Origin of the sequence: Bacillus sp. AFS029533 (genome assembly GCF_002585125.1) — a bacterium.
GTDB lineage: Bacteria > Bacillota > Bacilli > Bacillales > Bacillaceae_G > Gottfriedia > Gottfriedia luciferensis_B.
The window spans coordinates 1-25,388 of record NZ_NUQC01000065.1; the positions used below are offsets into that span (position 1 = coordinate 1).

Genomic DNA, 25,388 nt, shown 5'->3' on the forward strand with positions numbered 1-25,388 from the left:
GTGCTCGACTCCTATGGGATAAGCGGGAAGGCTGAGACCCCGCAGGCTTGCCGAGGAGGCTAAAGAACCTCGCCCCATGGAAAGCGAGCATCCTGTAATGGAAATCAACATCACTCTACTACTTTTACGAAAATTTAGTAATTTAATTGACAAGCTTGTTTCTCAACAGCGTGACTAGATATACTATAAGATTAGTATATCTAGTTTTTTTGTGAGAAAATGTTAAAAATTACATTTTAATAAATCAACCAACCTGTTGATAAATAAAATTATTTATGTTATAATAATATATTTTATTGTTGACTGAATGAACTAGAATCGGTACGATAGTACTTGGAAATGATTACACAATATAGTTCGGGAGTGATTTTATGCTTGGTAAAAGTAAGATCCAAATGTTAAGCATTACGTTGAATTCAAATGGTATGACAAATACAATTCATCCAACACTAATTTGGGATGAAGAAGATGTCGTATTAATTGATACAGGTTATCCAGGACAATTAAACGAATTTCAAATTTGCTTTGAAACTTTTGGTGTACCTTTTGAAAAACTGAATAAAATACTGATTACTCATCAAGATATTGATCATATTGGAAGTCTTTCTGTGATTGTAGAAGAGTCTACTAACGAAATTGAAGTCTATGCAAGTGAAATAGAAAAACCGTATATTCAAGGTGAAAAGTTACTTATTAAAATAACACCCGAAAAAATTGCAAAAGCTGTAGCGTCCTTACCAGCGGATACAACAGATGACTTTCGAAAAGCATTTAAAAACAGATTAGAAAACCCACCAAAAGGTAAAGTTAACCATATTGTTACCCCTGGAAATGATTTGACAATTTGTGGTGGTATTACTGTAATTGATACTGCTGGACATACACCAGGGCATATAAGCTTTTATCATAAGGAGTCGAAAACATTAGTTGCAGGTGATGCACTAATAATTGAAAATGATCAATTAAACCCTTCAAACCCACAATACACATATGATATTGAACAATCGATAAAATCACTTGAGGCTTTATTGTCATTTAATATTGAAAAAGTGATCTGTTATCATGGTGGACTTTTTGAGGGGAATATAAAAGAAAGATTAAGTGAAATCATTCGATTAAATTTTTAAAAAATCGTTTTTGGAGGCAAAAAAATGAGTAACAAGAATTATCATGAATTAATAAAAGATCGTGTTTTTTTCGGTGGGGCAGATGACGTAAAAGACATGATGGAAAATGAAAATGCAAATATTGTTTTTGATCTAAGAGTAAAAAAATATGAGGTTGACCCTCAAATTAACCGTGTACATAGTCCAATTGTTGATGACAAAGAAGAACAAGCAGAAACACTTAAAAGAGCGATTGATCACGTAGTAGAAGCTTATCAAAATGATCAAAAAGTGTATTTCCATTGTGGTGGTGGTAATACACGTGCAGGTACAGTGGCAATGGGAGCATTAATTGCTTTAAACAAAGCTAAGACAATTGAAGAAGCTGAAGAAATGGCTAGATCAATCCGTCCAACAATTAAATCGAATCCTAATATGAAGGAATCCTTAAAAAAGATTTTTCCTAATGCTTAAATAAATATAAAAAACGCTAATTATACAATTTTGGTTTGTATCATTTAGCGTTTTTTATTAAGATACACCATTTAAATGATCTTTTACACACTTTATGAATTCATTTTTGTCACTTGTATTTTCTTTCGTAATTGGAGATATTACCCAAAAGTCTTGATAAAAATAATCTGTTTCTTTAATTGGGATTATTTTTAATTCGCCACTTAATACTTCAGGAAAATATTTTAAAGTTGTATTATGCACAAAAGTAAATACGCGTCCTTCCTTAATAATTTCAATAAGTGTCATAGTACGGTTTGATTTAAGAACGATCTCATTTTTAAATTTTTTAGCTAATTGCAGAAAATTTTTATTCGAAAAAGTATACATTACGACCTTTTGATAAAGTAAGTCTTCAGCTGTAACATAATCTAATTCATATAAAGGAGAATTTTTGCCTACTATAATGCACACTTTTCCTTTACTTAAGAATTCGAAATTAATATTATTTTCCTTTTCTAATTCCGCTTTAGAAGATACAACTAACGCTAAGTCATAGTCCTCTTTTGTTAAATTGTTAATAATCTGAGGTGTACCTTGTTCAATTAATTCAATAGTCGCTCCATTGTTATTTCCAGAGTATTTTTTTAAAACATCATGAATTGTATAAGTAAAAGTTGGTGCACATGCAATTTTCATATGTTTTACTCTAGTTTCCTTAAAATCCGAAAGCTGTTCTTTTAATTCTTTTAAATTATTTAAAATTTCAACTGACCTAGATAATACTAACTCTCCCTCAATAGTTAAGGTAATTCCACCTCTAGATCGATTAAATATATTTATTTCTAATTCTCTTTCAAGTTGACTAATGGCTTGACTAACCCCAGAAGGAGAAATATGCAATTTTTTCGCTGCTTTTGAAATCGACTTTTCATTCGCGATACTTACAACGTATTCTAGTTGTTCAAAGTTCATATTAACCTCCTAATATAAAAAATAACTTTCCCTATCAATAGTTTAATCTATTTATGTGCTTTACATTGTTAAGTATTACTTAACAATAGCTTAACATATATGAAATATAATTTCTGTCGTAAACAATGTAAAATACTACTTAATTCCATATAATTTTATAGGAATAATTAGGATTAAGCAATGAAATATCAGTAAATGAATCTAGTTACTGTTGAAAGTTGGGAATAAAAATGTTTACTTACAATGAGTTTAATCACCACGAAAATAAAACATTTATTTTTGTTGAAAATACTCTTTTCATATCTGGAATCTGTACAATTTTAGTACATCATAATCTAGATGCTAGAAAAATAGATTTCCATGAAATTAATACAAACGATTTAAATGAATCATTTTTTATTTGTCATGTGAAAAATGAAGAGATGGAAGAAAAATCTCAGCTTTTAAAGTTAATTGATAAGAACATTAATATAGTAATCATTAAAAATAATATAGATTATAATGAAATTGAGAGTTTGATGAAAATTGGGGTAAATGGAATTTGCTTAACTGACATTGATGAACAATATTTACTTCATATTGTAAGACAAGTTCAAAATGGTCAATTCTTCTTAGATTCTCGATTAACAAATTTAATCATTCAAGAAAATAAACGAATGCTTGAGAATGGAAATAAAAAGAAAGAACTAGATTATGAAGCGATGAATAATCTTTTGACGAAAAGAGAAATTGAAATTTTACAACTTTTAGCTCAAGGATTTTCCAATATTCAAATAGGATCTGAATTATTTATTTCGAGTAAAACTGTTAAAAATCATGTTTCAAATATAATTCAAAAATTACAGGTATCTGATCGATTAAATGCTGTGATTTCTGCAATCAAAAATAATTGGATTTCGTTTGACTAATTAACAAATGACACTAATCTATTACTTAAAAGGATTAGTGTTATCCAATTGAAAAAAAGATAAGTATTGTATTGTTGATTTCCACTAAAGATGCTCGCTCCTATAGGAGACGAGCATCTTTGCGATCCAATATAACTATTCATCAAACCAAGATTACTTAAAAAACATAAAATAGCCAGTTACATTAAATAATTCTAATATTAAACAATTTACATGCCAAAATTCTTACGAACATTAGCTTCGACTCAAAAAAAAATCTTATATACCTCATTGTTTTGAAAAAAATACTCAAGTAATAATGTAATTCTCCATTTAGTATAGCTTAATTACCTTTGTAACTACTCATCCAATTATCCAACACTTTTACCATCCACTTTACGATAAAACGATTTTCCCACCAAGTTAATTTACTTTTTTTATAGTGAACATTCAAAAAAGTTTTTAAGATATTATTCCTTTTCGAATTAATTCACCAACCGCATGAGAGCGATTGTTTGCACCGAGTTTTTTTATAGCGGATTTTACATATTGTTTTACTGTAAGTTCACTAATATTCATGGAATCTGCCATCTCTTTTGTGCTTTCGCCCCAAGCAATTCGTTTCATTACCTCTAATTCTCTTTTGCTTAAAATGATTGAATCATACGCCCCAGTTGTATTTTCTAAAAATTTTCCAATTAACTTACCGTAATATGTAAATGAAGAGAGGAGTTTATCATCCATTTTAAGATGATCTTTAAATTCTGTTGAACAAATATAACCAACAACTACTGAACCGAAGCAGATTGGTACAGCGATCATAGAGTTAACACTAGAAGGGAAGATATATTTACTACTCGTTTGTTTTAAGTATTCAATGCCTGAACAGAACTTTGCTTTTCGCTCACAAATTGCTGTAAAGATGATTGGGAGCGAACGAATATCATCTCTGATCTCTCGTATATGTGTTAATCCATCATTCGTAATCAAAATAATGCCTTCGCCTAAAAATCCAAAAGGAGAATATCGAAATAAATAAGCATTTCGAACGGGAAGGGGAATGGTACCATACTGGTCACTGGCCAAGAAATAAGGAAGTTGATTTTAAAGGGAAACGTGTTGGAATTATTGGAACTGGTTCGAGCGGTGTACAAGCTATACCAGTTATTGCAGAACAGGCGGGTCATCTGACTGTATTCCAGCGTACACCTCAATATAGTGCACCAGTAAGAAACCATCCGTATGACCCGGAGTATATACGAAAAACGAAAGCAAACTTTAAAGAGATTAAAAAACAGATGAGAGAATCAATCGGGGGCCAACCGGTTGTTCCACCAACCCAATCTGCTTTAGATGTCAATCCAATTGAAAGAAACAAAATTTATGAAGATAGGTGGAAAAATGGTGGACTCGGACTTTTTGGGGCCTTCACTGATCTTACAATTGATGAAAGAGCAAATGAAACAGTTGCTGAATTCATCAGATCAAAAATTAGTGAAATTGTACATGATTCTGAAGTTGCCCAAAAATTAATGCCATACTATTACTATGGTACAAAACGTCCAATTATAGATACGAATTACTACGAAACATATAACCGTGAAAACGTATCTTTAGTTGATGTTAAAAACGATTCAATTGAATCAATTACACCTAGTGGCTTAAAAACTAAAAACAATGAATATGAATTAGATGTGATTGTATTTGCAACTGGGTATGATGGTATGACTGGACCATTAATGAAGATTGATATTAAAGGAAAAGATGGAATTAGTTTGAAAGAAAAATGGGACGGAGGAGTACAAACAAGAACATATCTTGGAATTGCTAATGCTGGATTCCCTAATATGTTTATGATTACTGGGCCAGAAAGTCCTTCAGTACTAAGCAACATGCCTGTTTCAATCGAGCAACACGTAGAATGGATTGCAGATTGTATCCAGTTCTTACGTACAAATGATGTTGATGTGATTGAAGCTAATGTTGATGCAGAAAATGACTGGAGCCGACATTGCAGGGAAGTTGCAGAGGCAACACTATTCACAAAAACAGATTCATGGTACACAGGGGCAAATATTAAAGGAAAACCACGAGGATTTCAAATTTACCTTGGAGGTGTTGGGGCATATCACAAAAAATGCGATGAAATAGCTACAAATGGATATGAAGGATTTGTTTTAACTTCAACTGCAGTTCATTAAACTAGAATACAATCCGAAAAAACACTTCTTTATTTGGAGAAGTGTTTTTCAACGTGTTGAAATAAAGTATAGTAACCCATAGTTCAAGGGGTGGCTTCTAAGTAAGTAAAAACGTAAAAAAGAATGTAAATATCCCATTCATAAATGGTTAAAGTGTGAATAGAATTGCGCTCTCCAATTATTAAAAATCAATTAATGTAAGTTGAATTAATCCACAAATTCAGAGTAAAAATAGTATAATGATTTGTATTTAAATTTCATTAATAGTATAAATATTCATTTTTTTATTTGTTAGAGTTAAAAAGGGGAGAGTTTTAATTTGTTTGCATCAAAAAAATCTATATTTAAAGGGACTTCATTTACAAATTTCTGGGTCTCACGAATGTTTACTTCGACTTCATTTCAGATGCTATCAGTGGCAATTGGATGGCAAATGTATGATTTGACACATGACGCGTTTAGTCTAGGTCTAGTAGGTTTAGCACAATTTATTCCAATGGTCTTACTTACTTTAGTAGTTGGTCAAGTTGCTGACAGAGTTGATCGTCGGAAAATTGTTTTCATATGCCAAATGGTAGAAGCTTTAATAGCAGGACTTCTTTTATATGGTAATTTTGCTAACTGGCTTAGCAGGGAGGAAATATTAATTGCAGCTTTTATACTCGGTGCATGTCGATCATTTGAAGGACCTGCTTCTTCGGCGTTATTACCTCAAGTTGTGCCAAAATCTATTTTACAACAAGCTATTTCTTGGAGTACATCTGCAGGTCAAACAGCACAAATACTTGGACCATCTCTTGGTGGTGTATTATTTTCAGTAGGACCAGCATACGTATATGCAACCTCAGCAATTGCTTTATTACTTTCATCAATCTTAACAATTTTTATAAAATTAGATAGTGAATTTATTCGTAAAGCAGAGCCGGTAACTTTACGTACAATGCTTATGGGGTTAGAATTTGTCTATAAACACCCAATTATTTTAGGAACTATATCACTTGATTTGTTTGCCGTTTTACTTGGTGGAGCTACAGCACTTTTACCAATTTATGCCCAAGATATTTTACATACAGGCGCTTGGGGCTTAGGTCTGATGCGTACTGCACCAGCTGTTGGAGCATTAATAATGTCTCTAATTTTAGCTTATTTCCCACTTAAAAAATCTTTTGGGCCGATATTATTTGCAGCGTTAGGTATTTTTGGATTAGCAACAATGCTATTTGCAATTTCAACAAACTTAGTCATCTCATTAATTGCATTATTTATAATTGGAGCTTCAGATGTAGTCAGCGTAGTAATACGTTCTTCACTCGTTCAGTTACAGACACCGGATGATATGAGAGGCAGAGTAAATGCTGTAAATTCTTTATTTATTGGAACTTCGAATCAGCTTGGGGAATTTGAATCTGGAACAATGGCTGGATTAATGGGTGCCGTACCAGCTGCATTTGTAGGTGGACTTGGAACGATATTAGTTGCTGGACTTTGGATGTATTTATTCCCTTCACTTAGAAGAATTAATTCACTTTCTGGAGATAAAACAGAAAAAGTAGGATAATTTGTTAAAGGAGGATTTATGGAAAATACTAAAAAAACATTTGAAACGATTGATGAATATATTTCACAATTTCAGCCTGAAGTTCAAGAAAAATTACAATCTTTAAGAAAGACTGTAAAAGAAGTTGTACCAAATGCTGTAGAGAGAATTAGTTATCAAATGCCTACTTTTGCGCTAAATAAAAATTTAGTACATTTTGCTGCATTTATAAATCATATTGGATTTTACCCGGGCGCAAGTGGAATTGCAGCATTTAAACAAGAATTATCCGTTTATAAAGGTGCTAAAGGATCTGTGCAATTTCCAATAAACGACCCACTTCCATTTGATTTGATAAAAAAGATTGTAAAGTATAGGGAACTTGAGGATATTAAAAAAGCGGAAGAAAAATTAAAAAAGAAAAAATAAGATCAAAACCTCTGGAGCTAATTTTAGTTTTGGAGGTTTTTTTAGTAAAAAGGACTGATCGCTTTGTTCGAAATATTGTCAAATATTTTCCAATAATAAAATACTTTATCCGTTATACTAAACTTGTATTTAGAGGAAAAAACAAGTAATGAATGATGAAGTTGATTTTTTTTAGCAAAACATGTGAAAAAGTTCACAACTTGTATTTGGGGGACAGAAGAGATGAAAAGAAAATTATTGATGATTGGTAATGAAATGGCAGGAGTTCGTTGTATAGAAGAAATACTAAAAGAAATAAAAGTTTATTTGAAATCACAATAATTGGGGATGAACCTTATCCAAACTATAACAGGATCATGTTATCGAAGGTATTACAAGGTAAAACAACCTTTGATGAAATTAATATTAATGATTGGAATTGGTATATAGAGAATCAAATTACATTACTTACAAACGAAAAAGTTACAAAAATATCCCCTGCAGAAAAAATAGTTGAAACTGAAAAAGGAAAAATGCTTTTATATGATGAGCTTATTTTAGCTACTGGATCTAGTGCCTTTATACTTCCTATCCCAGGAAATAATCTACAAGGTGTAATCGGTTTCCGGACAATTCAAGATACTGAATTAATGATAGATTATGCAAAAAAATATAAAAAAGCTGTTGTAATTGGGGGAGGCCTACTAGGTTTAGAGGCAGCAAGAGGTTTAATTGACCGAGGAATGGAAGTTCATGTTGTACATCTATTGCCTACATTAATGGAACAACAATTAGATGCAACTGCTGCGAAAATGTTAAAAAAAGATTTAGAAGCACAGGGTATGAATTTCTTAATGGAGAAACAAACGATTTCAATAAATGGAACGAATCGTGTTGAAGGAATCAGTTTTTCGGATGGAACTTCATTAGAATGTGATTTAGTCGTAATGGCTGTAGGAATTAGACCAAATATTTCTTTAGCAAAAGAAGCAGGAATCGACGCAAACCGTGCAATCATTGTAAACGATATAATGCAAACATCAGAACCATCAATTTATGCTGTAGGTGAATGTGCCGAACATAACGGAACTACTTATGGTTTAGTAGCACCGCTATATGAACAAGGGATCGTGCTAGCAGAACATATAACGGGTAATTCCACGAAAGGATATAAAGGAAGCATTTTATCAACTCAATTAAAAGTATCTGGCTGTGATTTATTCTCTGGTGGATTAATCCATGAAGGAGAAGATATGCAAGCAATCATTGTAAATGACCAATTTGCTGGACTATACAAAAAAGTAATTGTGAAAGATGAAAAAGTTGTTGGAATAGTTTTATATGGTGATGCATCAGATGGAAATCGATTATTCAACATGTTAAAAAATGAAACAAATATAAAGGAATATACTAGTGCTTCTATTCTCCATAAATCAGGAGAGGACGCTGGTGAAGCTTTTGTTCTTAGTATGAGTGCTAATGATACAGTTTGTGGATGTAATGGTGTTACGAAAGGCACAATTGTTCAATCAATTTTAGAACAAGAGCTTACAACGTTTGAACATGTGAAAAGTTGCACAAAAGCAGGCGCATCATGTGGAAAATGCAAAGGAATGGTTGAAAGTATTTTAGCGGCTACATTAGGTGATACATTTGATCCCAATGCTGCAAAGCCTGGTATGTGTGGATGTACCGCATTATCTCGTGATGAAGTGATAAATGAAATAGAAGAAAAAGGATTACAAACTCCTAGAGAGGTTCGAATTGTATTAGGATTTGAAAATGAAGAAGGTTGTTCAAAATGCCGTCCAGCTCTAAACTATTATTTAAGAATGATGTATCCCAATGATTATCAAGATGATAAATCATCACGCTTCGTTAATGAACGAATGGAAGGAAATATCCAAAATGATGGCTCATTCTCAATCGTACCGCGAATGTATGGGGGAGTTACGACTGGTGATGAATTAATTAAACTTGGTGAAGTAGCAAATAAATTCAATGTACCTTTAGTAAAAGTTACCGGTGCGAGCCGTGTTGGTTTATATGGTGTTAAAAAAGAAGACGTACCTAAAATATGGAAAGAATTAGGGATGCGTTCAGGTTATGCTTATTCAAAATCACTTAGAAATGTTAAGTCTTGCGTCGGAAATCGATTTTGTCGATTTGGAACACAAGATTCACTAGGCTTAGGAATCGAATTAGAAAAAGCGATTGAAATGGTTGACACCCCTCACAAGATGAAAATGGGTGTTACAGGATGTCCTCGAAATTGCGCTGAAGTGCTAACTAAAGACTTTGGGGTAATATGTGTCGAAAATGGATTCCAGCTATATTTTGGTGGGAATGGTGGGACAGCGGTTCGAGAATGTGATCTTTTAACAACTGTAACAACAGAAGAAGAAGTAGTTCACATGGCAAAAGCTTATGTTCAATACTATCGCGAAACGGGTATTTACGGGGAACGTACTGCTCCTTGGGTAGAGCGAACAGGAGTTGAAGTAATTAAAGAAGTATTGTTAAACAAAGAATTAGAAAATGCTTTAGTAGAGAAGTTTAATCAAGCAAAATCTACTTATGAAGAAGCATGGAGCCAAGCGCTTAAGAATCAATTAGACCTATATGAGGTTATTAGAAAATAATTTCAAAATTGAGAGGAGCAATCAAAATGACCAATACACCAGAGAAAATTAAGATTATTGATCTTGCCTCATTACCTATACAAATTGGAAAGGAAGTAGTAATTAAAGGGGAATCAATCGCATTATTCCGTTTATCAAATGAAGATGTTCGTTCAGTTGAAAGTAAATGTCCGGGGAAAAATGGACCACTTGCTGAAGGGATTGTTTCAGGTGAATATGTTTTTTGTCCTCTACGTGATTGGAAAATTTCATTAATAACGGGTGAAGTTCAAAAACCAGATGATGGCATTGTAAAAACATATAAAACCGAAGTAATTGACGGTTCTGTTTATATTACGGTGTAACGTATGACTAAAAAATCTGGATTTATTTCATTTGTAGGTGCAGGGCCTGGGGATTTAGGCTTAATTACAGAAAAAGGAATGAAATGTATTCGAGAAGCTGAAGTCATTTTATATGATCGACTTGCTAATCCAAGATTACTTCGTGAAGCGAATAAAAATTGTGAATTTATTTACTGTGGGAAACTTCCTGACAGACATACAATGCGTCAAGAAATGATTAATCAGACATTAGTTACTTTCGCCCAAGACGGGAAATATGTTGTTAGATTAAAGGGAGGAGACCCATCCGTTTTCGGTCGAGTAGGTGAAGAAGCAGAGGAAGCTTCAAAGCATAATATACCATTTGAAATTATTCCGGGGATTACATCTAGCATTGCTGCAGCAGCATATGCTGGGATCCCAGTTACACATAGAGAATATAGTACAAGTTTTACTTTAAGAACAGGCCATAAATGTATGGAGAATGAAAATCTTATTGAATCGAATTATTCTGACCAATTAGGGGATACACTTGCTTACTATATGGGGGTAAGTAATCTACCTAAAATATGTAAGCACCTAATAAAGAATGGTAAATCAAAGGATACACCAGTGGCCGTAATTCAGTGGGGAACAATTGGAAAACAAAAAGTCGTTGAGGGAACGATCGAAACAATTGTATCTATTATTGAGGAAGAAGAAATGACAAATCCTGCAATGACAATTATTGGAGATGTTGTCAAATTACGCTCAAATATATCTTGGTTTGAAAAGAAAAAATATTTTAGTAGAAAAATTTTATTGGCTAAAGGAACCGCATCAGTAGAGAAGAATGGATTAGAAACATATTTATCAGAAAACGGTGCTGAGGTTTACGCTTTTCCTACTCTTAAATCAGTTCATCTTCCTATACAACAGGATCAGTTAGTTGAAGCACTAAGTCATGAAAAAATCGTTTTTTGTTCACCAGAAAGTGTGCAATTATTTTTTACAAATATGTTTAAATCTAAGATTGATATTCGTAAACTGCCTAATCGAATTAAGTATATATCACCGAAAACGAGCAAAGAGCTTGATAAATATGGAATATTGGCAGAAAAAGTTAGCCGTCATGAAAACGATGCAATTTTTATAGGATCGGTAGACAAAGAGACACAATTACCAACAAAGTCAAAATTTCTGGCTACACATGAAACTATTGCAGATTCTAGATTTGATGTAATCAATCAAAGAATGATTGAAGAAACAAAATGGGAATCAATTATTTTTCCAAATCGTTCATCTGTTGATTGGTTTATAAAAGAATTAAAGAATACTAAGGTAAGTCATTTAATGGATTTACCATTTGCATATATTGGTGAATCAGTTAAAGAATATGCAATTAAATGCGGGTTTACTAAAGTTGACGAAGAATTACAAAAGGAATTAATGCTAGGTGATTGGAAGTGAGATTATGTTTGATGCTGTTGTCTATATTGGACACGGAAGTCGAAGGCAAGAAGGTAATCAACAATTTATACACTATATTCAATCTGTAATCAAAGAGATTCCTATTCAAAAACAAGAATATGCATTTTTAGAACTAGTTGAGCCAACTATTCAACAAACTTTGGAAAAAATGATCGTAGAAGGTGCGAGAAATATAGTAGTTGTACCAGTATTATTATTTGCAGCTGGACATTATAAACGCGATATCCCAGTCGAAATAAATCGTATTTTAAAACGATTTTCACATGTAAATATTACGATAACTGAGCCATTTGGTATTCATGAAAAAATGATTCAGCTTGTTCAAAAGCGTGTACAAGCTGCATGTGGAACTAGTAACGCTGCAATCATTTTAGTAGGTCGTGGAAGTAGCGACAAAGAGCCAATCGAAATGCTTCAACAAATTGGAAATGCTGTTGAGTCGCGAATTAATGTCCCTGTTCACGTAGCTTTTTTAACCGCGGGTAATCCAAAATTAGAAGATACCATTAAAAATATGAGTAAAGAATTTAAACGTATTTTTGTAATGTCATATTTATTATTTACAGGATTACTTCTTGAAAAAATTAAGAAACGAATTTCCAATGAAAATGAAAAATTTTATCTATGTGAGAATTTACAGTTCGATGAATTGATGAGCCAAGCACTGATCGAGCGAATTCAAGAGAAGCTTAAAATCTAAATATCGGGTGATCAATATGAAAGAAGTTATTAATTCAATTGGGATTATAGCCATCGCGAAGACAAACCAAATCAAAGAAAGTAAATCAAGATATATGGTTCCTACAATGATGGCAGGATTTTTTGTAGGATTAGGTATTATTTTAATCTTTACGATTGGTGGATTACTCGCATCAACTAGTTTTGCTGGTACGAAAATTATAATGGGTGTTTCATTTGGGATTGCTTTAAGTTTAGTCATTATGGCAGGAGCGGATTTATTTACCGGAAATAATATGATTATGTCTATAGGTATGTTAGAAAAAAAAGTTAATTGGATTGATACTACGAAAGTATGGGGATATAGCTATTTAGGAAATTTATTTGGCTCGGTATTAGTGGCGTTATTATTTGCTTATTCAGGACTAGCTAATGGTGGTGTGGCAGATTTTATTAATAATGCAGCCGCAGCAAAAATGAATGCACCATTTATGGAATTACTAGTACGTGGAATTCTTTGTAATATACTTGTTTGTTTAGCGCTGTGGTGTTCATTCAAAATGAAATCTGAAACAGGAAAATTAATCATGGTATTTTGGTGCCTGTTTGCATTTATTACTTCAGGGTTTGAACATAGTATTGCAAACATGACCTTATTATCAATCTCATTACTTATTAAACATCCAGAAACAGTAACACTAGCCGGAATGGTTTCGAATCTAGTTCCGGTTACACTTGGAAATATTATTGGCGGTAGTTTATTTGTTGGAGCAGCTTACTGGGTTTCAAGTTCTGGTGCAATAAATAAAAAAGTTTCAAATGATAAAATAAATGATAATAAAGTTGCATCTTAATTAAATCTACTCTAAAACAACATAAAACTAAAAGAAATAATCTTGGATTATAAATCTAAATAGGTTGTTTCTTTTTTTAGGAACTTTGATCATTCCTTCTGGTAAAATATAGTAATAATAAGGGGGCGTAAAAATGGGATATATAGAAGAGTTAAGGAGTATTGTTGGACATAGACCTTTAATATTTGTAGGCGCAGTTTCAATCATCATTGACCAATCCGGTAGATTATTATTACAACTTCGAAAATTTCCAAATGGATATTGGGGAATACCAGGTGGACTGATGGAGTTAGGGGAATCAACTGAAGATGTTGCCAAGAGAGAAGTTTTTGAAGAGACGGGACTAATTGTGGATCATTTGAATTTAATAAATGTTTATTCAGGACCACAAAACTTCGTTAAAGCTGAAAACGGAGATGAATTTTTCGTAGTTACTGTTGCTTATTATACAGAAGATTATAAAGGAATATTAAGTGTTAATGATTCGGAATCTATTAAATTTGAGTTCTTTTATCCAAATGAACTACCAAATAATATTGTGAAAAGTCACAAGGTTATTTTAAATGAATTTTTAACAAAATTTTACCCTGAATTGGGGTACGAATGACCAACGTCAAATAGCAAGTAAAACAAGAAGAGCGAATTCAAATTATTTTCGGTAAAAGAAATAAAATAGGTCGAGGAAAGTTCTTATTTTTTATTTTGAAGAAATGTTCATAGTTTACTAGGAATTTATTGGAAAAAATAGAATAAATAAAATAAAGTAGAATTAGAGTTATGGGGTGACTAATTTGGCTAAAACAGTGCATTGCGATCGGTGTTTAAAGGAAATTAGGATCAGGGGAGATCTCGTTACTGCTACGATGTTTTTTCAAGTCGTTCCTTATCATGAGGATTGTTATGCAAAAGATTTAAAAGGTGCCAAAACACTTTTTCTAAACAATCAACCAATTAATGGTTTTTCTGGGAACTTTTTAACATTACTAGCTTTTGCGGTTTTTATCGCTTCATTTTTTATTGATGATAATTCTATGATCTATTTATCAGTTTTAGCGCTGATCGCAATATTGTATCGACTATATTCATTTTTTATTTTTGAAAGACATCTAGAGAAGTAGAAGTATTGATTGAAGATGAAACTGCTAAAGGAGTCATTTAGTGGGAAGTTTTAAAAAATAAATAGTGAAATAAAGGAAAAAACTCTGATAGACAGAGTTTTTTCTTTTATTTACCAAAGTTTCCAGCGAATTGCATTACAACTGCTTTAACTTCTTCAAGTTTATCAGGCTTTAATAAAGTAATCATCTTAGGAACAAATTGTTGAACTTCTTCTAATGAAAAAGTACCTTCATCTTGTTTTCTGAAGTTTTCTAAAAGAATTTCCCTTGCTTCATCTTCCTTACCTTCTTGAACTCTTTGTAAAATGAAATTTAAAAACATTTCTTGACCTTGCTTGTCCATTCTTGTTGCCTCCTATAAATAATTTATACAACCATAAGGTGTTATTTAAATTATAACACCTTATGGTTGTATGTCAATTTTATTTTTCGGTGAATCATTCTTTGTTATTTATTAGCATTTTATAAAAATTTATTATCTATTTTTGAAAATGATTCATATTACGGGCTTTATGTTATTTAAATGAATATTAATTAATTGAAAAATGCTATAATTTTTTATGGAAGATGATGGAACCTAAAAGTTTATTATAAGGGTGGTAATCGCAATTAATAAGAAAAAAGTAGCAGTATCTTTTAGCGGTAAAGATTCAACTTTGGCATTGCATGATCTTTTGCATTCTGATGAATTTGAAGTAGTCGTACTAATTGCATCAGTAACCGAAGGATTTAATCGGACGAGCATTCATGGAGTGAGGGTTGAATTATTGGAGGCACAAGCAGATTCAATCGGTCTTCCATTAAAGAAAATTTGGATTCCAGAAAATTGTTCTAATCAAAAATATCAAGAAATAATGACTAAGGTTAATTTAGAGCTAAAGGAACAAGGGATTGAATATATTGCATTTGGTGATTTATTTCTTGAAGACGTACGAAAGTATCGAGAGGATATGCTTAAACCAATAGGAATTAAGCCAATTTTTCCTTTATGGGGTGAAGCTACGACAAATGTGATCGAACGCTTTATTTCTTTAGGTTATAAAACGATTATTACATGTGTTGATTTAACGAGATTATCAGAAGAATTTTCTGGTAAAGAAATAGATTATCATTTAATCAACGATCTTCCAAAAGAAGTTGATCCTTGTGGTGAAAATGGAGAATACCATTCATTTGTATTTGATGGACCTATTTTTAATAATCCTATTCATTTTAACATTGGAGAAAAGAAGCTAACTGCTGATGTTTATACAGGAGAAACAAGATTTTGTTATACAGATTTAGTTCTAGTATGAAGTTTCGTTTTAAGTAATTGAATGGAAATTATAAAAAAATAGACTGTTAAATTGAAACAGTCTATTTTTTTATTTGAAAGGTCTAAATATCACGTTGATAAACTTAAGTATATTTGTCTTTACTATTTTTTCAAATTAGGTCCCCAAGGCGGCTCTGCTCCTGCAGCCATTGTAATATTTTGTTTCGTTAATCCGATTTGCTTTGCATAATCATCTAACATTTCAAATATGGTTAACCGATGATATGAACCATTAGTAAATTGTGGTTCATTTCTCCTTTTTGGATCCACAATCATCAGTGATACCGAATCCTTAGCCATATGATCATTGAATTCATTGATTGGCACACTAAAGTCAATCTGTTCATTATATCCGTTAGCTACAGCGATAACAGTAACCTCTCCCATTTGCTTCTTCGTAAAACGAGGATCCTTCATCACTGTTACATTTATTTTTGCAATTCCTTTTGAATCAGTTAATTCAGTACCTAAAACTTTACCTAATGAATTGATTACAATAATCCTAGCGCCTTTAATCGGTTGACCAGATTCTCCTGAGGGGTCTGCTGCTGGGCTTACTTGGATTGTAAGTGTTGCAGAAACTTCATTTAACTTTTCTGCTAGCGCTAAATGCGAAGAACTAAAAAAAATGAATGTGCTCAAAATGGTAGTAATACATATTTTATTCATTTATTCACACCGGACCTTGTGTAATTTTTTACTTTAGTTTAAGTTGAATTACTCAAAACTATACTTTTAAAAATGTTTGAAGCCATAGATAATACCATTGTATTTGAAGTATTATTAATGACCGAAGACAGTACAAGGAAATGCTAAAAAAATGTCGAATTTCAAAGATAGGTAAAAAATGTTGAAAAGGGAGTGATGCCAAATGATAACGAACTTATACTTAGTAAGACATGCTCATTCAACTTATACTCCTGATGAAATGGGCCGACCATTATCTAAAAGAGGTTTTACTGATGCAAATATAGTTACTAAACTACTATTAAATGAAAAGATTGACTACGTTATTTCAAGTCCATATAAACGTGCAATTCAAACAGTTGAAGAGATAGCCATGTCATTAAATTTAGACATTATAATAGAAGAAAATTTTAAAGAGCGACTCCTATCACTAGAGCCTGTCCTGGATTTTGAAAAAGTAATAAGAGAAGTTTGGATGGACTTTAAGCGTTCGTTGAATGGTGGAGAGTCAAATTATACGGCTCAAAAAAGAGGATTGGAAGCAATAAACAATCTATTAAAAAATTATTCGGGTAAAAACATTGTTATTGGTACACATGGAAATTTGATGGTGCTAATTATGAATTATTTTGATCAAAAATATGATTTTAATTTTTGGAATGAACTTGCTATGCCGGATATTTATAAATTAACCTTTGAAGGTGAATCTTTAGTTGAAGTGAAAAGAATATGGAATTAATGTCGTACACTTCTAATAGTTTGATTAGAGGTATTAAATGTAAAAAGGAGAGTTAGAGTTTTATACTGATATTCTACTAAAAAATGCATTATTAGAATACGGTGAAAGAAGTAGTGATTCTTTATTTTTCAGGAAATTAACGAATCGTATAATTAGAGATGATATACTATTTCTAAGTTTGTTCTATTGTTAAGTGGATAGGACTTTATGAAAAACAGTTTTAGAAAAACACAAGTGAGGATCACGCATGTTAGAATTCAATGGAAAACACAATAATGGAAAAATACTACTTGATTATGTTGATACAAATGTCATTACACGATTAAAAACAATCTTGGATACCGAATGCTTTGCAAATTCAAACATTGTTGTCATGCCAGACTGCCATATAGCTAGTGGAGGTGTCATGGTAGGTTTTACGATGACGTTGAATGATTTTATTATCCCTTCAATCGTCGGTGTAGATATTGGATGTGGAGTTAGTGCATACCATCTAGGGCGAATGAAATCTATAAAGAGTGAAAAACTTGATAAGTTCATTAGAAAACAGATCCCGATTGGTTCAAATATCCATGAGGAACCTGTGATTGAGCCGGAAGAGATTGCTGAAGCGATTGAGAGACTTAATCTGAACTATATGTATGTAATGAACAGTATTGCAACGTTAGGTTCTGGAAATCACTTTATAGAAATAGATAAAGATGAGAATAATCATTTTTGGCTTGTCATCCATACAGGTTCAAGAAATTTTGGATTTGAAATTGCAAAACATCATATAAATGTTGCTAAAGAAAATATGAAACAATTATTCGGAGAAAGTTACAAAGGATTCGAATATTTATCCAAACAAGAAGACAAAGATGCATATTTAAGAGATTTATCAATTGCTCAACATTTTGCTTCGTTAAATAGAGAAACGATTGCTAAAATCATCATTGAAAAATATTTTAAACTCGATTTTGATTCGATTAAAAAAATTGAATCTGTACATAATTATATTGACCTTCAAAACAATATTCTAAGAAAAGGTGCAATTTCAGCTCGTGAAGGTGAAGAAATAATTATCCCATTTAATATGGCGTATGGTTGTGTTGTAGGGAAAGGTAAAAGTTCAAGTGACTACAATTATTCAGCACCACACGGGGCAGGCCGAATTATGAGCCGAACAGACGCAGTCCATAAAGTCGACCTAGATGTTTATCAAAAAGCAATGAAGGGTGTTTATACTACATCAGTCAACAAGCATACAGTCGATGAATCACCAATGGTATATAAAAAGCCTAAATTAATATTAGAAAATATTACGGAACAGATTGAGATCGATTTTTTTATGAAACCGGTTTATAATCTTAAGGCTGACAAATAACCTCTCTATTTTGAGAGGTTCACGCTGAAAAAAAACAACCTTGTCAATTAACTTACCAAATTTTAATAAAGGAGTAGAGTGATGTTGATTTNNAGCCTTCCCGCTTATCCCATGGGAGTCGAGCACCCCTTTCGTTCCAATCAACTTATTCATCAAAAAGAAGTCTGCAATAAAAACTAATCAAATAGCCTTTATTTAGCGTATCCTATCAGTTGTTTATTAATTTGTAGGTCAATTAAGATCGAACATTAATTAATAAACTAAATTTATTCTTCAAAAAATTAGCATATAATATTATTACCTTATAAAAAAACTTACTAGTGTTATTGGAATCATAAAATTGCTCAAACATATTAATATTTAAAACCATTAATAGATAGCTCAACCAAAAGTTATCATTTCATCATTAATAAATGTTAATTTAATGTCCGTTTTCTATATTGACCATTTTATATTTCAACACTCTGAACTTCTCTATTTTGAGAGGTTTTTTAAAAAGAAAATATTAGCCAATTAAGTTCTTTCTCCCCATTATCAGTATAAAATTATATAAATTTACTTATTTGACACTTAATCTTTTACATAATGGGGGATTACTATGCTGAATAAGTTTAAGAGGTTTTTAGTAGTACTTCTCTTTTTTGTTCTGTATATTGGCTTGTCGTTGTTGGTTGGAAATTTTCTTTGGAGATTAGTAGTTGATTCGATTAGATAAGTGGAAAAATTAAAGGGTTTTGGTACTTCTCCTTTGAATATAATTCATAAAGGAGAGTGGAATAAATTTGGTGAAAATTTGTTTGATTATTGGTGCAATTTTTATACTTATTTCTGGAATACTCATAGGTGCGTTTCAAGCTCCAGAACAACAAAGAGTTGTGAAAGATGATTTATTTAAGTTAGGGCACTTAAATAAAGATCAAATCTCCATATGGTCAGGCGTTTTTGGCATTTTTTTTATAAGTATTGGAGGACTAGTTTACTATATTAAATAATTTTTTCTTACTTAATTCAACCATAATTCAAATAGTTTACTAGCTTTGAACGTAATCGACATTTTTGTCGATTTTTTTTATTGTGATTATTTCAAAGTAGGTCAATATGATTATTAGTAGGGGCATAAATTAAATGAAGTAGAAATTATATTTGTTGTGGCTATTATTAGGAGGTGCAAAATTGAAGATCGTTTTTTTTAGAAATCTCAATAAAATTGAAACATATGCTGCAAATCGAAAACAAATAAGGTTGAATCTTCCTAGTAAAGAAGAGGCTAGTGTTATATTTGGCCTAACAAGAAAGTTTGAATTTGATAATCGTTGTGCAAGACCACCACAAATTAGCGGTACCGTTGTAGCTTCGGTTACTTGTAATAGAGACAAGGATATTCGAATTTATTTCTATCCAATCTCGCAAACTATTTATCCAGAGAAGGCAAAATCCCAATTTCATAATGATGTATTACCTAAACTTAAGAAATGGATTGATCATCAAGTGTCAAAACCCGAGACTGCAGTTTTAGGGATTGAAGAATTTATAATTGAATGGAATGGAAAAAGTCATCAATTCCACCAAATTAAATTTTTATAAAACAGTTTTTAAAGACGGTTAAGTTAAAATACCGTCTTTTTTATTTTATGTTATAAATAACTCCTTAAAAACTTAAATAACATAATTAAATTAAGTTTTTTAAGTTTTGTTATAGAAATACTTAGATTAATTATATATAATAGCTTTAGAATTATATTTAGGAAATAGATAAAGGGGCTCTAAACGATGTATCAAGAACAAAGATTAACTTTGATAATAAAGTATTTGGCTTCAAATAGTGAGATTACTTTAGAAGAAATATGTACGATGCTTAGCGTTTCAAAGGATACAGCAAGGAGAGATCTTGTCAAACTAGAAGAACGCGGGGAAATTATTCGAATTAAAGGTGGAGCAACACTTCCAACCAGTAATCGAAATTTAACCGATTATAAAGAAAGAACTGCAACGGAAGGCAAAGAAAAAATTGCGCAAAGAGCAACATTACTTATACGGGAAACTAGTGACTTATTGATGGATACATCTTCAACTTGTGCACTCATGTCGAAATTTATGTCGAATAAACAAGTCAATGTGATTACAAATTCAATTGATATAGTTGATTTATTAGGCGAGTATGAAGAAGTTCAAACCTTTATGCTACCAGGAAAATTTAATCGAAAAAATAGAAATTTAGTTGGACCTAGGACAATTGAAACACTTAATGATTACAAAGTTGATCAGCTATTTCTTGGTGCTTGTGGAATTAGCACAGACGGAATAACTTCACCTGATGAAGAGGAAGCGTTTTTAAAGAAAAAAATGATCAGTTGTGCAAAACAAGTAGTTCTATTGGCAGATCATACAAAGTTCGAAAAAGTTTTTCTGCACAAGGTATGTGATATGAAGGGGATCGACATCATTATTACAGACAAAGATCCAGATGAAGAATTTAAAAGAAAAATAATCGAATTCAATATTCATTTAATTAGTTTAGAAGAAGAGGAAAGTGAGAGGGTTTCGGATGAAAAAAATTAAGGTTGGTTTAGTTGGATATGGTTTTTCAGGAGCTACGTTCCATGCACCATTTATTAGCGTTCTAGATGAATTTGAATTAACTAAAGTTGTTAGTTCAAAAAAGGAAGATGTCCAAAGAGATTTAGGAGATGTTCATGTAGTAAGTAGTTTAGATGATGTATTAAAAGATAAATTGATTGATTTAGTTGTCATTACTACGCCAAGTGGAATGCATTATGAAATGGCAAAACAAAGCTTAGAATCTGGTAAACATGTCATATTAGAAAAACCGATGGTAGTGGAAACATGGGAAGCAGAAGAGCTAATTAAGATAGCTGAAGAAAAGAATTTACTACTTAGCGTTTACCATAACAGAAGATGGGATAACGACTTTTTAACAGTTAAAAAGTTAATAAATGAAGGTGTATTAGGTGAAATCAATACATATCAAGTTCACTTTGACAGATATAGACCAGAAGTAAGAAATCGATGGAGAGAAAAGCAAGGTCCTGGTTCTGGCATGTTATACGATTTAGGTTCACATTTAATTGATCAAGCTTTAAGCCTTTTTGGACAACCTCAATTCATCTTTGCGGATGTATTTGCACAAAGAGAAAATGCAGAGACAGATGATTATTTCCATATCATCCTAGGTTATGACAAACTACGTGTTATATTGCACTCTGGTTCCATCATTCCAAGTAACGGACCGCGTTTTCAAGTTCATGGAAACAAGGGTAGCTTTATAAAGTATGGTATAGATGGACAAGAAGCTGCACTAAAAGAAGGTAAAAAGCCTACTGAACAAAAATGGGGAACGGATGAACCACATTTCTATGGAAAGCTCTATACTGTTGACGGCAAAAAAGAAATGGAAGAAACGATTGAAACAATACCAGGTTCGTATACAACATATTACAGGAAAATTGCTGAAAGTATTTTAAATGGTTGCGATGCTCCCGTTACAGGTATAGAAGGCTTATGTGTTATTAAAATCATTGAAGCAGCACTTAAAAGTAGCGAAGAAAAGAAAGTAATCTATCTTTAATTTGGGGGTCGTATGGAAGAGATAACTATTCAACAAAAACTTGAAGTGGTAAAAAAACAAGAAGAGAATCTAATCTTTAAAAGTTTTTCAAACAAAAATGCTTTAGAAATTGGTTTGTTACTGATTGAAGCAGCTAAAGAGTTTGATAAACCAGTTGCTATAAATATTTTGAAAAATGGTCAAAGCGTTTTTCATTATGCAATGGATCATACATCACCAGATCAAGATTTATGGATCAAGCGAAAAGCTAATATTGTTCTCCGTCATCATTGCAGCTCTTATTATATGAGACTTTACAATGAGATGAAAAATAGATCATATAATGAATTTTACTCGGCCAGTCCGTCTGAGTTTGCTGCACATGGAGGGGCATTTCCTATTAAAATTGAAGGATCTGGCGTAATTGGTGTCATTACGGTTTCAGGCTTAGCTCAAGAGGATGATCATAATTTGATAGTTGAGGCATTAGCCAAATTCCTGAATAAAAGGATTTAATTTTAAAGATTAGTTAAAAAATAATGTATTAAGTGATTTACTTTAACGGTTGTAAAATTAACTGAGGGCAAATTAGTTTTAATGGTATTATCGGACATAATTTGCCAAATCAATGGTAAGTTAATTCAATTTCAGAAGGAAAAAGGTAGATAGAAAGGGAATTATTTCATAGATCAGATTAAATAAAGGATAAAAGGCTATGAGTAAATCATTTATTGAACAAGTACATTATATAAGAATTCCTGTAAAGGATTTAAAACTGTCTGCTAGGTGGTATAGAGATGTATTAGGGCTGCAGTTAGTAAACAATAATGAGGAACTTGCGATTTTAAAAGTAAATGAAGGACCTTTCTTACTTATCTTAGTTCCTACTGAAGATGAAACATTTGTACATTTTACAATTGATAATTAACAAGCATTTAGCATTGGCTTTACAAGTCGAGAATTATCTAAATTTCATCAACACTTAATTGATCATCAAGTTAAGGTAGAGGAAATAAAAGAAGATAACGGTCATGCCTTTTTCCACTTTTATGACCCAAATGGTAATAAACTTCAAGTACACTGGTAAGATTATATAAATTAATTAGCTTATTTCATTATCGAGTGTTTTACTGAAAAAGAAAGGGGAACGTCAAAATCAGGCGTTTCCATATTTTTTGCCTGAAAAACCCTATTTAAAAAAGCCAACATCAAAGGAGTCGAAATTTCGGCTTCTTTTTTAAATGAGTCATGAACAACACTAATTGATATAGTTTAAGTTCATAGAATAAAGGGATTCAATACCATCACATCGAATATTAAAAAGCTATTCGTGCGAACAAGCCGTTACGAGAATCCTATAACAAACGAAGATATTCGTCTATCAAGTTTATTAGAATCTTTACTTTCTTAATTGTTTGATCGACAATTTAATTATGAAAAAAATCAATACATAAGGTGGGTCAGAAGTGAAAATTAGAGAAATCAAACTAGAGGATGCGGAAAATTTTGCAAAAATAATTTCTGAAGTTGAAAGCCAGGCAGATTTCATGCTTTATGGAGCAGGAGAAAGGAATCTAACAACTGATAAACAACGTAAACAGTTAGAAGTAATTGAAAAATCCTCAAATTCAACTATATTTGTTGCGGAAGAAACTTCTGGCAAGTTAGTCGGCTATGCTTTTGCAATTGGGAGTACTGCAAAAAGGAAAAAACATTCCGTCTATCTTGTCATTGGAATTTTAAAGGAATTTTCAGGTAAGGGAATTGGGACAAAATTATTTCAAGCAATAGAAGAATGGGCTATTAATCATAGTATATTCAGATTAGAATTAACTGTTGTAAAACAGAATGAAGCAGCAGTTGGTTTATATAAAAAGATGGGTTATCAAATCGAAGGAACAAAAATAAATTCCTTACTAATAGATGGTAAAAGCTTTGATGAATATTATATGGCTAAGATATTATAATGACTAATGGTTTTGCTGGAGTGAATTTCAATGATTATTAGAAAAAACAGTAAAGATCTATTCATAATTTTAAGTTAGAGTTAAGTTGAAAAATTTTAAAGAATAGGTGAATTTTTTTCAAAAAATTACCATTTTCATTTTCCTTTCATAATTGTATGGGATTATAAATTGTATTTAAATTACATATGAAAGGGAATGATATTTTAATGTCAAATGCAAAAAAAGTTTTAAAGTCGTCAGTTAGTAAAATTCCACAGTTGACCTTTTTGTTTTGGATTATGAAGATTGCAGCGACAACACTAGGAGAAACAGGGAGTGATTTAGTTACTGTACCTGGAACAGAGGATAATTATTTAACTCCATTTCTGTTTTTCGTGGGAGTATTTGCTGTCTTTTTAATCATTCAATTATTTGTTAAGAGATATGTACCATCTGTCTATTGGACTGTTATTCTATCAACTAGTCTTGCGGGAACAGCATTTTCTGATTATATGGATCGCTCATTAGGGCTAGGTTATATGAAAGGCTCACTCATACTAATAAGTTTGCTAGCTATCATTTTTATCTTTTGGTATTTTACAGAGCCAACTTTAAATGTGAAAAAAATTGAAACAAAACGAGTTGAAGTTTTATATTGGATTGCTATTCTTGTATCTAATACATTAGGGACTGCAGCAGGTGATTTTTTATCGCATAAAGCTGATGGAGTAAGTACGTTAGCAGGTGGTGGTAACTATCTAGAACAAGGATTAGGACTAACTATAGCCGAGGGGGCTATGCTAACAGGTGGCTTAATTTTATTAATTCTTTTAGCATATAAGTTTACAAATTTAAATAGAGTATTTTTATTTTGGATAGCGTTCGTGTTGACACGACCGTTTGGAGCAACATTCGGAGATTTCCTAATTAAACCTCAAGAAAAAGGCGGATTAGGGTTAGAGAACGGAACACAAATCGCATCTGCAATTTTATTGGGTGTTCTTATAGTTTGTATAATCATCCAGTTTGTAACAAATAAAACACAATTAAACACATCGAAAATGAATGAATCTGATATTCAAGTAAGTTAATTTCTTTTAAAGTTTAGATAATAGGAG

General features: G+C 31.8%; 26 protein-coding genes and 2 pseudogenes. 24 read left to right on the top strand and 4 right to left on the bottom strand.

The window, feature by feature from the left end; all coding sequences use genetic code 11:
* Nucleotides 1–371 precede the first annotated feature (371 nt).
* Both COE53_RS22455 and COE53_RS22460 read left to right on the top strand, forming a co-directional pair.
* Complete coding sequence (locus COE53_RS22455; RefSeq protein ID WP_098948748.1) at nucleotides 372–1,127, top strand: MBL fold metallo-hydrolase; 756 nt, start codon at nucleotides 372–374, stop codon at nucleotides 1,125–1,127.
* Nucleotides 1,128–1,151: 24 nt separating this feature from the next.
* Nucleotides 1,152–1,580 (top strand): protein-tyrosine phosphatase family protein, encoded by a 429-nt coding sequence (locus COE53_RS22460; RefSeq protein WP_091021209.1) that lies wholly within the window; start codon nucleotides 1,152–1,154, stop codon nucleotides 1,578–1,580.
* 57 nt (nucleotides 1,581–1,637) lie between these two features.
* Here COE53_RS22460 and COE53_RS22465 read toward each other — a convergent pair whose 3' ends face one another.
* A complete protein-coding gene (locus COE53_RS22465) occupies nucleotides 1,638–2,534 on the bottom strand; it encodes a LysR family transcriptional regulator (protein WP_098948749.1) in 897 nt (298 codons plus the stop codon).
* Between the two features lie 230 nt (nucleotides 2,535–2,764).
* On the opposite strand from COE53_RS22465, the gene COE53_RS22470 reads away from it, so the two are divergent.
* Nucleotides 2,765–3,442: a response regulator transcription factor gene (locus COE53_RS22470; protein ID WP_098948750.1), complete on the top strand. Its 678-nt coding sequence runs from the start codon at nucleotides 2,765–2,767 to the stop codon at nucleotides 3,440–3,442.
* A 441-nt stretch (nucleotides 3,443–3,883) separates the two neighbouring features.
* Here COE53_RS22470 and COE53_RS22475 read toward each other — a convergent pair whose 3' ends face one another.
* Nucleotides 3,884–4,411 (bottom strand): response regulator transcription factor, encoded by a 528-nt coding sequence (locus tag COE53_RS22475; RefSeq protein WP_286143664.1) that lies wholly within the window; start codon nucleotides 4,409–4,411, stop codon nucleotides 3,884–3,886.
* 308 nt (nucleotides 4,412–4,719) lie between these two features.
* Here COE53_RS22475 and COE53_RS22480 point away from each other — a divergent pair, with 308 nt between their 5' ends.
* The 10 genes and pseudogenes from COE53_RS22480 to COE53_RS22525 all read left to right on the top strand — a co-directional run bounded on the left by COE53_RS22480 (nucleotide 4,720) and on the right by COE53_RS22525 (nucleotide 14,652).
* Entirely contained in the window at nucleotides 4,720–5,622 is a 903-nt protein-coding gene (locus COE53_RS22480; protein ID WP_098948751.1) for a flavin-containing monooxygenase, read from the top strand.
* A gap of 319 nt (nucleotides 5,623–5,941) precedes the next feature.
* On the top strand, nucleotides 5,942–7,180 hold the full coding sequence (locus tag COE53_RS22485) for an MFS transporter (protein WP_218962888.1): 1,239 nt from the start codon (nucleotides 5,942–5,944) through the stop codon (nucleotides 7,178–7,180).
* An 18-nt stretch (nucleotides 7,181–7,198) separates the two neighbouring features.
* Nucleotides 7,199–7,588 carry an iron chaperone gene (locus COE53_RS22490; RefSeq protein WP_098948752.1) on the top strand — a complete coding sequence of 130 codons (390 nt, stop codon included), beginning with the start codon at nucleotides 7,199–7,201 and terminating at the stop codon, nucleotides 7,586–7,588.
* Between the two features lie 222 nt (nucleotides 7,589–7,810).
* Nucleotides 7,811–10,209: pseudogene (gene nirB / locus COE53_RS22495) on the top strand (nitrite reductase large subunit NirB).
* 26 nt (nucleotides 10,210–10,235) lie between these two features.
* A complete protein-coding gene (locus COE53_RS22500; protein WP_098948753.1) occupies nucleotides 10,236–10,553 on the top strand; it encodes a nitrite reductase (NAD(P)H) small subunit in 318 nt (105 codons plus the stop codon).
* Nucleotides 10,554–10,556: 3 nt separating this feature from the next.
* Nucleotides 10,557–11,981 (top strand): uroporphyrinogen-III C-methyltransferase, encoded by a 1,425-nt coding sequence (gene cobA / locus COE53_RS22505; RefSeq protein WP_098948754.1) that lies wholly within the window; start codon nucleotides 10,557–10,559, stop codon nucleotides 11,979–11,981.
* Between the two features lie 4 nt (nucleotides 11,982–11,985).
* Nucleotides 11,986–12,702: a sirohydrochlorin chelatase gene (locus COE53_RS22510; RefSeq protein ID WP_098948755.1), complete on the top strand. Its 717-nt coding sequence runs from the start codon at nucleotides 11,986–11,988 to the stop codon at nucleotides 12,700–12,702.
* Between the two features lie 16 nt (nucleotides 12,703–12,718).
* Nucleotides 12,719–13,534, top strand: coding sequence for a formate/nitrite transporter family protein (locus tag COE53_RS22515; protein ID WP_098948756.1), 816 nt, complete (start codon nucleotides 12,719–12,721; stop codon nucleotides 13,532–13,534).
* Between the two features lie 133 nt (nucleotides 13,535–13,667).
* Nucleotides 13,668–14,141 carry an NUDIX hydrolase gene (locus COE53_RS22520; RefSeq protein ID WP_069032175.1) on the top strand — a complete coding sequence of 158 codons (474 nt, stop codon included), beginning with the start codon at nucleotides 13,668–13,670 and terminating at the stop codon, nucleotides 14,139–14,141.
* A gap of 184 nt (nucleotides 14,142–14,325) precedes the next feature.
* Nucleotides 14,326–14,652, top strand: a complete 327-nt coding sequence (locus tag COE53_RS22525; RefSeq protein ID WP_139226470.1) for a hypothetical protein — start codon at nucleotides 14,326–14,328, stop codon at nucleotides 14,650–14,652.
* 106 nt (nucleotides 14,653–14,758) lie between these two features.
* Here COE53_RS22525 and COE53_RS22530 read toward each other — a convergent pair whose 3' ends face one another.
* Entirely contained in the window at nucleotides 14,759–14,995 is a 237-nt protein-coding gene (locus COE53_RS22530) for a hypothetical protein (protein ID WP_069032177.1), read from the bottom strand.
* 253 nt (nucleotides 14,996–15,248) lie between these two features.
* On the opposite strand from COE53_RS22530, the gene COE53_RS22535 reads away from it, so the two are divergent.
* Nucleotides 15,249–15,947 carry a Dph6-related ATP pyrophosphatase gene (locus COE53_RS22535; RefSeq protein ID WP_180242472.1) on the top strand — a complete coding sequence of 233 codons (699 nt, stop codon included), beginning with the start codon at nucleotides 15,249–15,251 and terminating at the stop codon, nucleotides 15,945–15,947.
* A 122-nt stretch (nucleotides 15,948–16,069) separates the two neighbouring features.
* On the opposite strand, the gene COE53_RS22540 is transcribed toward COE53_RS22535, so the two are convergent.
* A complete protein-coding gene (locus tag COE53_RS22540) occupies nucleotides 16,070–16,636 on the bottom strand; it encodes a hypothetical protein (RefSeq protein WP_098948758.1) in 567 nt (188 codons plus the stop codon).
* A 202-nt stretch (nucleotides 16,637–16,838) separates the two neighbouring features.
* On the opposite strand from COE53_RS22540, the gene COE53_RS22545 reads away from it, so the two are divergent.
* The 10 genes and pseudogenes from COE53_RS22545 (at nucleotide 16,839) to COE53_RS22590 (ending at nucleotide 25,361) form a co-directional block, all read left to right on the top strand.
* The gene (locus COE53_RS22545; protein WP_098948759.1) at nucleotides 16,839–17,393 is read left to right on the top strand and encodes a histidine phosphatase family protein; all 555 of its coding nucleotides are present in this window, start codon (nucleotides 16,839–16,841) and stop codon (nucleotides 17,391–17,393) included.
* Between the two features lie 247 nt (nucleotides 17,394–17,640).
* Nucleotides 17,641–18,759, top strand: a complete 1,119-nt coding sequence (locus COE53_RS22550) for an RtcB family protein (protein WP_098948760.1) — start codon at nucleotides 17,641–17,643, stop codon at nucleotides 18,757–18,759.
* Nucleotides 18,760–19,541: 782 nt separating this feature from the next.
* A complete protein-coding gene (locus COE53_RS22555; protein WP_069032180.1) occupies nucleotides 19,542–19,751 on the top strand; it encodes a hypothetical protein in 210 nt (69 codons plus the stop codon).
* Nucleotides 19,752–19,932: 181 nt separating this feature from the next.
* Entirely contained in the window at nucleotides 19,933–20,343 is a 411-nt protein-coding gene (locus tag COE53_RS22560) for a hypothetical protein (RefSeq protein WP_069032181.1), read from the top strand.
* A 186-nt stretch (nucleotides 20,344–20,529) separates the two neighbouring features.
* Nucleotides 20,530–21,318 (top strand): DeoR/GlpR family DNA-binding transcription regulator, encoded by a 789-nt coding sequence (locus COE53_RS22565; protein WP_069032182.1) that lies wholly within the window; start codon nucleotides 20,530–20,532, stop codon nucleotides 21,316–21,318.
* Nucleotides 21,305–22,345, top strand: coding sequence for an oxidoreductase (locus COE53_RS22570; protein ID WP_069032183.1), 1,041 nt, complete (start codon nucleotides 21,305–21,307; stop codon nucleotides 22,343–22,345). The genes COE53_RS22565 and COE53_RS22570 overlap by 14 nt, the downstream gene beginning before the upstream one ends.
* A 12-nt stretch (nucleotides 22,346–22,357) precedes the next feature.
* A complete protein-coding gene (locus COE53_RS22575; protein WP_069032184.1) occupies nucleotides 22,358–22,840 on the top strand; it encodes a heme-degrading domain-containing protein in 483 nt (160 codons plus the stop codon).
* A 199-nt stretch (nucleotides 22,841–23,039) separates the two neighbouring features.
* Nucleotides 23,040–23,411: pseudogene (locus tag COE53_RS22580) on the top strand (VOC family protein).
* 379 nt (nucleotides 23,412–23,790) lie between these two features.
* Nucleotides 23,791–24,291 (top strand): GNAT family N-acetyltransferase, encoded by a 501-nt coding sequence (locus COE53_RS22585; RefSeq protein ID WP_069032186.1) that lies wholly within the window; start codon nucleotides 23,791–23,793, stop codon nucleotides 24,289–24,291.
* A 206-nt stretch (nucleotides 24,292–24,497) separates the two neighbouring features.
* A complete protein-coding gene (locus COE53_RS22590; protein ID WP_069032187.1) occupies nucleotides 24,498–25,361 on the top strand; it encodes a COG4705 family protein in 864 nt (287 codons plus the stop codon).
* Nucleotides 25,362–25,388 lie beyond the last annotated feature (27 nt).